General features: G+C 67.9%; 10 protein-coding genes. 7 read left to right on the forward strand and 3 right to left on the reverse strand.

Annotated features, from left to right (window positions below; translation table 11 throughout):
- A complete protein-coding gene (locus tag OG558_RS32510) occupies positions 1-1278 on the reverse strand; it encodes an acetyl-CoA C-acetyltransferase (RefSeq protein WP_405066384.1) in 1278 nt (425 codons plus the stop codon).
- On the reverse strand, positions 1275-2021 hold the full coding sequence (locus OG558_RS32515) for a TetR/AcrR family transcriptional regulator (RefSeq protein ID WP_329477947.1): 747 nt from the start codon (positions 2019-2021) through the stop codon (positions 1275-1277). Before OG558_RS32515 ends, OG558_RS32510 begins: the two co-directional genes overlap by 4 nt.
- A 101-nt stretch (positions 2022-2122) precedes the next feature.
- Here OG558_RS32515 and OG558_RS32520 point away from each other — a divergent pair, with 101 nt between their 5' ends.
- Positions 2123-3439 (forward strand): acyl-CoA dehydrogenase family protein, encoded by a 1317-nt coding sequence (locus OG558_RS32520; RefSeq protein ID WP_405066385.1) that lies wholly within the window; start codon positions 2123-2125, stop codon positions 3437-3439.
- A gap of 437 nt (positions 3440-3876) precedes the next feature.
- Here OG558_RS32520 and OG558_RS32525 read toward each other — a convergent pair whose 3' ends face one another.
- On the reverse strand, positions 3877-7416 hold the full coding sequence (locus tag OG558_RS32525; protein ID WP_405066386.1) for a DUF4157 domain-containing protein: 3540 nt from the start codon (positions 7414-7416) through the stop codon (positions 3877-3879).
- A 244-nt stretch (positions 7417-7660) separates the two neighbouring features.
- On the opposite strand from OG558_RS32525, the gene OG558_RS32530 reads away from it, so the two are divergent.
- The 6 genes from OG558_RS32530 (at position 7661) to OG558_RS32555 (ending at position 12873) form a co-directional block, all read left to right on the forward strand.
- Positions 7661-9820, forward strand: coding sequence for an ATP-binding protein (locus tag OG558_RS32530; protein ID WP_405066387.1), 2160 nt, complete (start codon positions 7661-7663; stop codon positions 9818-9820).
- 6 nt (positions 9821-9826) lie between these two features.
- The gene (locus OG558_RS32535; protein ID WP_405066388.1) at positions 9827-10651 is read left to right on the forward strand and encodes a DUF4255 domain-containing protein; all 825 of its coding nucleotides are present in this window, start codon (positions 9827-9829) and stop codon (positions 10649-10651) included.
- A gap of 55 nt (positions 10652-10706) precedes the next feature.
- Positions 10707-11852 (forward strand): phage tail sheath family protein, encoded by a 1146-nt coding sequence (locus tag OG558_RS32540; protein WP_405066389.1) that lies wholly within the window; start codon positions 10707-10709, stop codon positions 11850-11852.
- 63 nt (positions 11853-11915) lie between these two features.
- A complete protein-coding gene (locus tag OG558_RS32545) occupies positions 11916-12356 on the forward strand; it encodes a phage tail protein (RefSeq protein WP_405066390.1) in 441 nt (146 codons plus the stop codon).
- Positions 12353-12727, forward strand: a complete 375-nt coding sequence (locus OG558_RS32550; protein ID WP_405066391.1) for a hypothetical protein — start codon at positions 12353-12355, stop codon at positions 12725-12727. Before OG558_RS32545 ends, OG558_RS32550 begins: the two co-directional genes overlap by 4 nt.
- 11 nt (positions 12728-12738) lie before the next feature.
- Positions 12739-12873: a DUF6760 family protein gene (locus OG558_RS32555; protein ID WP_405072246.1), complete on the forward strand. Its 135-nt coding sequence runs from the start codon at positions 12739-12741 to the stop codon at positions 12871-12873.
- The last annotated feature ends 15 nt before the right edge of the window (positions 12874-12888 follow it).

The following is a 12888-nucleotide window of genomic DNA, read 5'->3' on the forward strand; positions in this document are numbered from 1 at the left end:
CTACTTCTCGAGGATGGCGACGACACCCTGGCCGCCCGCGGCGCAGATCGAGATCAGGCCCCGGCCGCCGCCGTTCTCGTCCAGTTGCTTGGCCAGCGCGGCCACGATCCGCCCGCCGGTCGCCGCGAACGGGTGGCCCGCGGCCAGCGAGCTGCCGTTCACGTTCAGCTTGTCCCGGTCGATCTCACCGAGCGGCGCGTCCAGGCCGAGCCGTTCCTTGCAGAAGATCGGATCCTCCCATGCCTTCAAGGTGGCGAGCACCTGGGATGCGAACGCCTCGTGGATCTCGTAGTAGTCGAAGTCCTGGAGGCTCAGTCCGGCCCTGGCCAGCATGCGTGGCACGGCGTACGCCGGAGCCATCAGCAACCCCTCGGCACCCTTCACGTAGTCGACCGCCGCGGTCTGCGAGTGGGTCAGGTAGGCGAGGGGCTTGAGGCTGTGTTTCGTGGCCCACTCGTCTGTCGCCAGCAGTACGGTCGACGCGCCGTCGGTGAGCGGGGTCGAGTTGCCGGCCGTCATCGTCGCGGTCTCGCCCTTGCCGTACACCGTCTTGAGTGTGGCGAGCTTCTCCAGCGAGGTGTCGGGGCGGAGGTTCTGGTCCTTCTCGAGGCCCAGGTACGGCGTGATCAGGTCCTGCTGGAAGCCGCGGTCGTAGCTCTTGGCCAGGTTCATGTGGGAGCGGTACGCGAGCTCGTCCTGCGCCGCCCGCGTGATGCCCCACTCGAGCGCGGTCAGGGCCGCGTGATCGCCCATCGACTTCCCGGTCCGCGGCTCGACGTTGCGTGGGACCTCCGGTACGACGTCCTTCGGGCGGACGCGCGCGAGGACCCGAAGGCGATCCGGGTAGGTCTTGGCCCGGTTGAGGTCGAGCAGGATGCCGCGGAGGCGGTCGTTGACCGCGATCGGCGCGTCGGACGCGGTGTCGACACCACCCGCGATGCCGGCCTCGATCTGGCCGAGGGCGATCTTGTTGGCGACCAGGATCGCCGCCTCGAGTCCGGTGCCGCAGGCCTGCTGGATGTCGTACGCCGGGGTCGTCGGGGCGAGCTTCGAGCCGAGGACCACCTCCCGGACCATGTTCCAGTCGCGGGCGTGCTTCAGCACCGCGCCGGCGACCACTTCACCGAGCTCCTGGCCGCCGAGGCCGCTCCGGTCGACCAGGCCGTTGAGCGCGGCGGTGAGCATGTCGGAGTTGGAGGCGTGCCGGTAGGTCTTGTCCTGCCGGGCGAAGGGAATCCTGTTCCCGGCGACAACGGCCACCTTGCGCGGTTCGGTCACGATGTCTCTCCTGCTCTGGTGGTTCTGCTTCTCGGAGCCCGGCTGCTGTGGTTGAGAGCTTTCCGGCCTACTGCGGTCGCGAGGGTGGCGGTGATCGCGGTCGCCCGGACGGTGGCGATATCGGCATGATGCACGACCGGATGCCCCGGCTGGCCGCTCGACACGATCAACCCGACCCTTGCCATGTGCAACGATCCGAGCGTCTGCGTGTACAGGTGGTTGGCCAGGTAGTCGGTGTCGACGTCGTCGAACACACCTGACCGCTGCCCGGCCTTGAGGATCGCCGCGATCCGCGCCAGCGCCGTGGCCATCGCCGTACCGAGCTTCATCATCACCGGCTCGGTGATCTCGCCGAACAGTTCCTCACCGGTCCGGCGGAGCAGGCTCATCGCGCAGTCCGCGAACGCCGGATACTCCAGGCAGAAGTCGACGAAGACCTCGCTCAGTGCTTTCAGCCGGTTGAGCGGTGCCTTGCGCGGGTTGTCTGTTGTGGACAGGCGGTCGTCCAGCTCGGCCAGGTAGTCGACCAGGGTGAGCGCGAACAGTTCCTCCTTGCCCGCGAAGTGCCGGTAGATCAGCGCCTTGTTGATGCCGACCCGCTTGGCGATATCGTCGATCTGCGCGTCGATCGTGCCGCGCTCGTCGAACAGCTCCCGGGTCGCCCGGATGATGTCCCGCTCCCGGTCGCGACGACGCTCCGCCGTGGTCCGGCGGCGTCCGATCGCGAGCAGCGCGGAGCTCATGGATCGATCTTAGCCACACCGGTACCCCCTGGTGCAAACGACGGTTACACTCGTGGGTAACATCTGGCTGTTGAGTCTTCCCCTGCTTCGGAGGATGTTTGATGACCACCCCCAAGGCGACTGTCGCCGCCGACGTGATGGCGCTCGCCGGTGAACTGGGCGCCGAGCGGTCCAAGCCGGGCTGGAGCACGTTCTCGCTCGCTCTGAACGACGAACAGCGCGAGATCCGCGACTGGGCCCACACCTTCGCCGCCGAGGTGATCCGCCCCGCAGCCGCCGAGTGGGACGAGCGCGAGGAGACACCGTGGCCGGTGATCCAGGAGGCCGCGAAGATCGGTCTGTACGGCCTGGACGCGAACGTGAACCTGTTCGTGGATCCGTCCGGGCTGCTGATGCCGCTGGTCCACGAGGAACTGTTCTGGGGTGACGCCGGCATCGGGATGTCGCTGAAGGGCACCGGGCTGGCGTCGTCGGCGATCTTCTCGAACGGTACGCCGGAGCAGTGGAGTCAGTGGATGCCTCGGTGCTACGGCACGCCGGATGACGTCCGTGTTGCGGCCTTCTGCTCGTCGGAGCCCGGGGCGGGCTCGGACGTGTCCGCGATCCGTACGCGGGCGACGTACGACTCTCGGACCGATGAGTGGGTGATCAACGGACAGAAGGCGTGGGCGACGAACGGCGGGATCGCCGACATCCACGTGGTCGTCGCGACGGTCGATCCGTCTCTTGGAACCAAGGGGCAGGCGGCTTTCGTCGTACCCAAGTCCGAAGTGCGCGGTCTGGAGCAGGGCACGAAGCTGCGCAAGCACGGCCTGCGGGCGTCGCACACCGCGGACGTCTTCTTCGACAACGTGCGCATCCCGGCCTCCAATGTGCTGGGTGGCAAAGAGAAGCTGGACGAGCGCCTCGCTCGCGCCCGCTCTGCTGAGGGCCGGCAGGGCCGCAACGCCTCGATGGCCACCTTCGAGATGACCCGCCACATCGTCGGCGCCCAGGCGATCGGCATCGCGCGGGCTGCTTATGAAGTGGCGTTGGATTACGCCAAGAGCCGCGAACAGTTCGGCCGCCCGATCATCGACAACCAGGGCATCGCCTTCAAACTCGCCGACATGGCGATGGAGATCGACGCCGCCCGGCTCCTGGTCTGGCGCGCCGCCAACATGTCCGCCGGCCTGATGCGCGGCGAAACCCCCGACTACAGCCACGGCGAAGGCTCGATGGCAAAGCTCAAGGCCGGCGAGGTCGCCGTACGCGTCACCGAGGAAGCCATCCAAATCCTCGGCGGCAACGGCTACACCCGCGAGTACCCCGTAGAACGCATGCACCGAGACGCCAAGATCTACACCATCTTCGAAGGCACCTCAGAGATCCAGCGTTTGGTGATCGCCCGCGCGATCTCTGGGATGAGAATCCGCTGACGTTTCCGCAGGTCAGAGGCTGATTCCAGGGTTGTCTGGATCAGTAGTCGGCGTCCGGCTGGACACCACACGAAGGTGCCACGCCGACGCAGAAGCATTTCAATTGGGCTTGGGACCGGATGTTCAAGTGGCTGGGCCGCGGTGCATTGGACCGCACGCTGGAGGGCACCGCGAAGGTCCGGAGGCTGGCCGCCGAGTGGGGAGAGCACTGTCAGGGCAGGCCGCGATCGGGCGAACCTGGTCCGTTGAGGCCCAAGTGCACAGCGCATGCGGTCGGCTCGACCGACGAGACGCCCGAGCCGACGGGATGAGTGCGTCGGCGAGGCGGCGATTACGGTCCGCAGCACAGCGCCGTCCACGCAACACGCTCGCTACGATGCCGGCCGCGGAGGAACCTGCTCATGCGAGTCCAGCTCGAGATCCGCGGTGAGCGGTGGTTAGGGGCGTCCGGCTACGACGCCTTTGATCCAGTCCTGGATCTCGGTGAGGAGACCGGCCTCGCGGGCCGCCATCCTTTGGATCGTCTCGGCGGGGTAGAAGAATGATGCCTGCTTCCACAACGACCACGAGCGTTCGCCCTTGGACAGGTTGGCGGCTGCGTCCATGGCAACGAGGTTCTTCTCCAAGGTCGCCAAGTGCCCGCGCTCGAGGAGGGTCAGCTTCTCGAAGCCCTCCAGTTCGGTCATTCGTTGCAGTGACACGATGTGGTCGGGATGGATGCCGGACGCGGGCGGCAGCAGCCCACCAACCTGGTCCACGCCCTTCGAGGCATCGAGGACGGCGGCGCGCTCGGGGGATGCCGCGAAGGCACGTCGCATCAGGATCTTGGGGTCCAGCCGCGCCTGCTCGGCGAGCCGCATCGCGTTCTCGAACGCCTTCTGCGCCTCGTCGATCGCGCCCGGCACCCGATGTGAGCCGGTCCGCGTCTGCTTGGTCTCACCCTTGAGCCAGCGCAGGTCGTCCTCGATCTCCCGCATCCGCTCGACGTCGGGCGTACCGTCCGGGCGCTTGGGGCGAGCCTCGAGCTCCAACTCCAGTTCCTGCAGCATCTTGCGCCGGTCGAGGAGCTCCGTGTGCGCCGCGGCCAGCGCCGCATCCGCCCGCGCCTGCTGCGGCGTCATTGGTCTCCACGCGCCCATCTCGCTGGTGAGCACTTCGAACGCGCCCTCGCCGCCTGCCCGCTCTGCGGCCAGCCGGTCGACGTACTTGAGGATCGTGGCCTCGTCCATGCTCCTGCGCTTGGCGATCGAGATGACCTTCTTCACCCGCTGGAACGCGAGCGTGAGCTCCTCGAGCGACCCGCCGGGCAGCTTGGTGATGTCACCGAGGACGGCCATCAGCTGTGCTTCCTTGCGCAGCTTTGTGATGGTGTCCGCGCCCTTCTTGATGCTGTAGTAGAGCGCCTCGAACAGTGGCGTCGGATCGACTCCGGCCTTCAGGGACATGGTCTTGCCCAGCGCACGGGTGAATCCGAGCTCTGCGGCGGCGCGCGCCTTCAGCGCGGTCTTGAGCTCTTCCTCGAGACCGGTCGCGGCGTCGATGCGGGCCGTGAGTTGTTCCAGCCTGCTGGCCGCAGTTTCGACGTCCTTGGCGGCCGCGAACTCCCGCAGCGGGCCCTCCAGTTCGGCCAGGCCCTTCGCCGATGCCTTGAGAAGCTGGGCGGCAGTGAGGCCGAGGTCGAGGGCGGCCGCGGCGACCGCCACCCCGACCCAGAGCAGGGATGGCTCGTCGGAGATGAAGTTGAGCCGAAAGTCGCGGGACTGCCTGCGGTACTCGTCGATGGCCTGGATCGCCTGCACCGAGCTGATGGTGGCGTTGGCGACCAGAGCCGCTGCCGCTAGCCAGCCGCCGCCGGGCACGAGTACGGCGAGCACGAGCGCGATGATTCCCAGCACGATGGCGGAGAAGATGTGGGCGCTGCGGATGTCGGCGACGTGGTCACGAATGATCCGCCCGTAGATGGTCTTCTCTTCGATCCCTTGGTTCTCCATGGTGGCGAGCACGAGATCGGGCAGGCTGAAGATCCGCTCGGGATCCTGGTAGAATTCGGCTCGCGCCCGCGCCGTGTCGTGCAGCCGCTCGTCGATGACCTCGAGCAGATAGTCCCGCGCCTCCGGCGCACTCAGCCTGGCCAGCTTCTCCAGGCTGGTGCCACGGCCCATGATGTTGGGGTCGATCAGCGGCTCGTGCCCCGAGGCCTCGACGACCGCCTCCTCCGCGGACGCCCGCAACGCCTTACCTTCTGCACGGAGCTGGAACGGGTCGCCAGGATAGAGACGCATCGACCTGCCGGGCAGGTCGTCGGCCACCCGCATCTCGGCGAGCGAGGCCGCCGCCTCCTTGTTCTCGGCGGCCCGGAAGCCGGCGGCCGCGTTCGACCCGGCGATCGCGGTCACGAGCTTGCTCGCGGCATCGGTGTCGCGGAACTTCAGCTTCGCGACATAGAGCAGGTGGTCGTAGCCCGCGAGTACGTCGAGGGCGAGGTTGACGGCGGCGGTCCGGAACCGCCGCTGGTAGTTGACGAGGGCCGCCTCGAAAGCCTCGATCGTATGGAACTTGCTGCGGGCGACGGCCTCGCGGAACTTCTTGTCGGCCGCCTCCTGCGCCTCGGCGTACCGGGTGGTTGTCGCGAAGGCTGCGGGGGAGGTCAGCATGACCGTCGCTCCGATGTACGGGGCGATCGCGGCCAGCTGGTCGGCTTCCTGCTTTGCCTTGTAGAGATCGTAGAGATCCTCGAAGCCGAAGATCTCCGCGGCCGCGGCGTCGATCTGCTCCGCGTCGAACTCGCGCATCCGCTGGGCCCGCTCGAACCCCTCGATCGATTTGGAGAGGGCGTTGAGGTCGTCCGTACTCGCGTTGACCTGGGCGAGGTACTGCGCTCGTTCGGACTTGCTCAGCCGCCCCAGCCGCTCGGCGAGCGTCAGCGCCTGCTCGTACTCCTCCGGTTTGATCTGCCGTCCGCCGGCGAAGAGGACCTTCTTGATGTCCTCGGGCAGGGCGAGCAGGGCGCGTGCCTGCGCCTGTTCGGCCAGCAGGTTGGCGCGGATTCCCCGCCAGCGTGCGGCCAGTTCCTTGTCCTCGGGGCCGGCGCTCAGCTTGGTCGTCGGGTCGAGCCCGGTCTCGGCGAAGAACCTTCGGTCGGTCTCGTCGTTGACCGCCTTCTTGTCCTTGGCGGCGAGTGCGTCGAACTCGGTCCGGGCGGTGTCATAGACATTGACCTGCACGAATCCCTGGGCGACATCCTTGTCTCGCGCCGAGCGCGGATTCGGCGTCCAATGCCATCGCGCCACAACGCGGTTGAGCTCATGGGTGTCGGTGATGCGGTAGTACTGCGCCACGAAGGCCCGGAGGAGCTCGTCGGGGCCCATGGCGTGGTCGACCACGATCCGGAAGCTCTCTGCCTTGCGTTGCTTCGGCTTCCGGCGCTTCGGCTGCGGGACTCCGCGCGGTGCGGCGCCGGCCGCCTGCTGTCGTACGTGGACGAGCTCGTGCCCGATCAGGCGACGCCCTTCGGGGGACGTCAGTGCGGGGGCGTCACGACCGAGGTGGATGTCCGAGCCGATCGTGTACGCCTCGGCGTCCAGGGAGTCCGCGGCCGACGCCGATGCGGCGTCCCTGTGGACGCGGACCGAGTCCAGGTCGAGAGGCTCCGCCGGAATTTCGTCGGCCAGGCGATCGGCCTCTTCCTCGTGATTGTCGGGTGGGGGTGGGGTGCGTACCACCGTGAACGCTGCGGGGACTGCTTCCGGCTCGAGGTGACGTTCGGCCGGCCGCGGGCTCTCGGCCGGCTGCGGGCGGGTGGCTGCCTGCAGGAGGTCGGTGACCGTCTGGTTCCCGACCGAGCGCTGCATCGCGAGGATCGACGCGTGCATTCCCCGCGGCGGCGCGACGTCCGCCTGCGCCGGTTGCCGGGACTGCCCCTCGGTTGCCCGGTCCGGCTGCGGCGCTGCCTTCTGCTGGATCACTCGTAGCCCCACCCAGGTTCCAGGCCGAGTGTTCGGCCGTGGTTCCCTCCGGCTCCAGGATGAATTCGACGGAGGGTCCGGGCAAGGTCGAGGACCCGGCATCTGCGGGGAGATCCACGACGCGGGCAAACCGTGTGTGGTTCCCGCCTGACGCCTTGACACCAACTCGGCCCCTCCCTAGCGTCGATAAGGCGCGTACATCAGGCGGAAGCCTCGTCTCCTCCGCCGATCGGCGCGTAGGGGCCGGGGGTGGCACATGGGCGACGTCGTGTCTTCGCTGCGCGCTCTCGCCGCGTCGCCGGCCGGGCCGGCCGCGGATTGGCGCCGACCGTTCGAGCGACTTGACAGCCTGCTGGCTGCGGCAGTCGCCGAGGCTCGCGTGAGGTTCGGCAGCGCGGCCGGCCACGACTCATTCCGTGGGCTCTACATCAGCGACGATCAGGCCGCCGACGTACTGAGCCGACCATTGGGAGAGCCGTTGTGCGCGCACCGGGCGGGTGTGCCGGACCGCTCGCTCGAGCCGGCCTGGGCGGACATCGCGGCGCATCACGAGGGCTGGGCGTGGCTGCGCGACACCATCGGCCTCACCGATGTCGAACTCGACGTCCTCCTGATAGCGCTAGCCCCTGAGGCCGATCTTCGCTACGAGCGCCTCTATGGCTATCTGCAGGACGATGTGAGCCGGCGGCGCCCGACGGTCGACCTGGTACTCGACCTGGTCAGCTCTTCGGCCGGGGAGAAGCTTGCTCGCCGGGCCTTGTTCGCCGCCGACGCCCCACTGCTCGACCGCCTGCTGCTTCGGCTGGCGGGGGAGGAGCGCGTCCCGCTCACGCCGCTGCTGGCGCAGACGGTCGTGGTCGACGAGCAAGTGACCAGCCTGCTGTTGCTGCAGCATGGTCTCGATCGACAGCTGGCCGCCCATTGCAGGCTCACGACTTCGCCGCGGGGCCGCTGGGCGGAGACACCGCTGCCGCCGGAGGTCCGGCAGGCGGTTCTCCACGCAGCCCGGGCGGCGAACGGCCGGCACCCGCTGCGAATCCATCTGCACGGCCCAGCGGGCTCGGGTCGGCGGGCCGCCGCCGAGGCTTTGGCGGGGGAGCTCCGGCTTCCGGTGCTGACCCTGAGCACGGCGTACCTTCCCAGCGCGTACGGCGAGGCCGCGACCGTTGTGACCCGAGCATTTCGCGAAGCCGAATTGCAGGGCGCACTGTTGTTCATCAGTGATGTCGACGCGCTCCCCTCGGACGGCCCGGCGGGCCTTGTCGAGACATTGGTCGAGTTGTTGGTCGAGCACAGCGGCATTAGTGTGCTCGCGGGCAGCCAGCCATGGTCGGCGATCGGAGACCGACCGATCGGTCTACTCGAGGTGGCGTTCGGCCGACCGGATCTGCCCACCCGGCGCGCCGCCTGGGCGCGATGTCTCGACCAGTCGGGGGTCGCCTCGTCACCTGAACTGGTCGATACGCTGGCCGGTCGATTCTCCTTCGGACCAGCGCGGATCGCCGAGGCCGTAGCGAGCGCTGTGGTGGTCGCGGGCGGGACCGGGCAGCCGACCGAGAACCAGCTGTTCGCGACCGCGCGTCGGCAGACCGGCCACCGGCTCACGGCGCTGGCCCGCCGGATCGAGCCGGCGTGCTCGTGGGCCGACCTCGTCCTGCCGCCCGACACCACGACGCAGCTGGAGGAGTTGTGTTCGCGGGTCAGGCTGCGATCGACGGTTCTGCACGCATGGGGGTTCGACCGGAAGCTGCCGCGCGGCCAGGGAACCAGCGCGCTGTTCACCGGGCCGCCGGGGACCGGCAAGACCACCGCGGCCGAGGTGGTCGCCGGTGAGCTGGCCCTCGACCTGTTGTCGATCGACCTGTCGGCGGTGGTGAGCAAGTACATCGGCGAGACCGAGAAGAACCTCGAGCAGATCTTCTCGGCCGCTGCCGAGGCCGACGCGATCCTGATGTTCGACGAAGCGGATGCGTTGTTCGGCAAGCGGTCCGAGGTTCATGACGCGCACGATCGCTACGCGAACATCGAGACGTCGTACCTGCTGCAGCGGATGGAACAGTACGACGGCATCGCGATCCTGGCCACCAACTTGCGCGAGAACCTCGACGAGGCGTTCACCCGCCGGCTCCAGTTCGTCGTCGACTTTCCCTTTCCGGACGAGACGCAGCGGGAGGGCATCTGGCGGGTCAGCTTCCCCGCGGAAGCCCCGGTGGACGACGACGTGGACATCGCCGCGCTGGCCCGCGACTTCCGGTTGTCCGGCGCCGGGATCAAGAACGCCGTACTGCATGCGGCCTATCTGGCTGCCGCGCAGGGCCGGCCCATCGAGAGGGCGACCGTACTGCGGGCGATCCGGCGCGAGTTCCAGAAGATGGGCCGGCTTCCGCCGGAACCATTCGCGGACCAAGGGCGGTGAGCGGCCGTGTTCCAGGACTTGGATGCCACCTTGAAGGCGCTGCTCGACGACGCCGCGGGCCCGGCCGAACTGCAAGCGGCGGACGTCAGCTTCGACACCCCGGACAAGGACTACAAGCCGGCGCAGGCCACCGTGAACCTGTTCCTGCACGAGGTGACCGAGAATCGGACGCTGCGCGACGAGGCACGGGTGATGGAGCGGGTCGGCGACGGGTACACCTCGCGAATGCCGCCGCTTCGCGTGGACTGCACCTATCTGACCACGGCGTGGTCGGCCCAAGCCGGTGCACTCAAGGCCGCTGAGGAGCATCACCTCCTTGGCCTCGCGCTGCGGTGGCTGAGCCGGTTTCCGATCGTGGACGATCGTTTCCTGCGTGGTTCGCTGAAGAATCCGCCCCAGCTCTACCCGCTGCCGACGGTCGTCGCTCAGACCCAGGAAGGACGGTCGAACGGCGAGTTCTGGAGCGCTCTCGGGATCGCACCCCGACCCGCCTTCTCGGTCACCGTCACCCTGACCGTCGAGCCGTTCGACCAGGTCGAGGATCTCCCGCAGGTGGAGAGTATTCAGATCACCAGCACGTCCATCCCGGATCCCACGCTGGCCGGGCGGGTGCTCGATCACGCCCTCACACCGGTGCCGGCGGTCGTCGTCACAGTGGTCGAGACCGGCGCGCAGACCACCTCGGCGAGGGACGGGACGTTCATCGTGCCCGGGCTCGGCTTCGGCGTTTACACGTTGAGTGTGCAAGCGCCGGCGAAGCCCGTCGAACAAGTCACCGTGACGTATGCGGCAGACCATCAGACCCACACCGTGGTCCTGTCCGGACCCTGACAGCTAGAGCAGTTCTTTCCACCGGTCGAAGACAAGGGGAGGCGGAGGACAAGCGATGGTCGACTATGCGACAGCGGCACCCGGGATCCATTTGGAGGAGATCACTCCCGCGGGCCCGATCGAGGGGGCGGGAACGAGTGTGGCCGCCCTGATCGGCACCACCGCCACGCTCCCCACCGGCAACGCGCTCGGCAAGCCCGTCGCGGTGACGAGCTGGAACGCGTACAAGGAGGCGCTGGGCGAATACAAGGCCGGTCTGAACCTGCCGTACGCCGTCCGCGGCTTCTTCGACAACGGCGGGACATTGGCGTACGTCGTACCGACGAAGGACGCGGCCGGTCTGGACGGCGCACTGGACGAGCTCACCAGGCTGCCCGATGTCGGGCTCGTGTGCGTGCCCGGCCTGGTCGATGCCGCGGCCCAGAAGGACAAGGTGATCAAGCACTGTGAGGACATGCGCGATCGGTTCGCGATCCTGGACGGCGTCCAGGACACGAATCCGCTGAAGGCCGACGGGCCGCTATTGACCCAGCGCGGCGGACTGCTGTCGGAGAGCGGATTCGCTGGGCTCTACTGGCCGTGGATCCTGATTCCGGATCCCGGCGGCGATGCCACCGCCGCCCCGATCGCGGTCCCGCCGTCGGGGCACATCGCCGGCGTGATGGCCCGCTGCGACAGCACCGTCGGGGTGCACAAGGCGCCGGCGAACGAGCAGTTGCGTGGCGCCGTCGGTCTCGACTACACGCTGAACGAGATCGAGCAAGGCTTCCTGAACAACAAGAACATCAACGGCTTGCGCAGGTTCCCGGGCGGGCCGCCCCTGGTGTGGGGGGCACGCACCCTGACCGCTGACGTGCCGTGGCGGTTCGTGAACGTGAGAAGACTGGTGTCCTACATCGAGGACTCGCTGATCGAGGGACTGCGCTGGGCTGTCTTCGAGCCGAACAACATCGCGCTGTGGAAAGGTCTGGAGCGCTCGATCACCGAGTTCCTGACCAGGGTGTGGGAGGCGGGCGGCCTGTTCGGGCGGACCGCGAAGGACGCGTTCTACGTGACCATCGACGAGTCCATCAACCCGGCGCCGGTGCGCGACCGGGGCGAGGTGTACGTAGAGATCGGGCTGGCCGTGACCCGGCCCGCCGAGCACATCATCCTCCGGATCGGCCTGTGGGACGGCGGGGCGAAGGTCACCGAGGGCTGACCGCTCGGTCCCGGCGGAGCGCGACTCGGCCGGGCCGGCAACTCAGGGTTGGGAGGCAAGGAGATGCCGCAGACAGGGCAACGCGTCGATCCGTACCGCAGTTTCAACTTCCTGGTCGAGCTCGACGGGATCGCGCAGGCCAGCTTCACCGAATGCACCGGGCTCGGCTCGACCACGGAGGTGATCGAGAACCGCGAGGGCGGCGACAACGTCACCGTGCGCAAGTTGCCGGGCAAGACGACGTACACCGATATCTCGCTCAAGTGGGGAGCGACGACCTCCACCGAGCTGTGGGAGTGGCGGCTGCAGATCGTGCAGGGCCTGGTCCTGCGCAAGAACGGCTCGATCGTCGTCTTCGATCTGAGCAACAGTTCCGAGGTGACGCGATGGAACTTCGCCCGGGCCTGGCCGACTAAATGGGAGAGCTCGGCGTTCAACGCCAAGGGCAGCGAGATTCTGATCGAGACTCTGGTTCTGGCGCACGAAGGGCTGACCCGGGCATGATCGCGAGTCCGTTGGTCACCGAGGTGCCGTTCGAGCTCCCCAAGGGGTACGTCGACGCCGAGGGCACTCTGCATCGTGCGGGCACGATGCGGCTGGCGACCGCGGCGGACGAGATCTATCCCTTGCGCGATCCGCGAGTTCAGAACTGGCCGGCCTACCTGATCATCCTGCTGCTGACCCGGGTGGTCACCCGGCTCGGCAGCCTGCGGGAGATCAACGCGGGCGTCGTCGAGGGCTTGTTCTCGGAGGATCTGGCGCACCTGCAGGACCTCTACAACCGCATCAACGGCCTCACTCCGCAGGTGCTGACCGTCGCCTGCCCGCACTGCGGTGAGGTCCACGAGGTGGAGGTCCCACTCCTGGGGGGATAGTCGGCTACCCCCTGGATCGGGTCCACCAGGAGGCAGCCTTTCTCGGTCGACACGCACATTGGACCCTCACGGAGGTGCTGACCCTGGACCATGCGCAGCGCATGCGCTGGGTGCAAGAGATCACAGGTCAGCTCGAGTCGAGCTGACGACACCGGAGGGGG

The sequence above is a fragment of the Kribbella sp. NBC_01510 genome (assembly GCF_045040325.1).
Taxonomy (GTDB): Bacteria; Actinomycetota; Actinomycetes; order Propionibacteriales; family Kribbellaceae; genus Kribbella.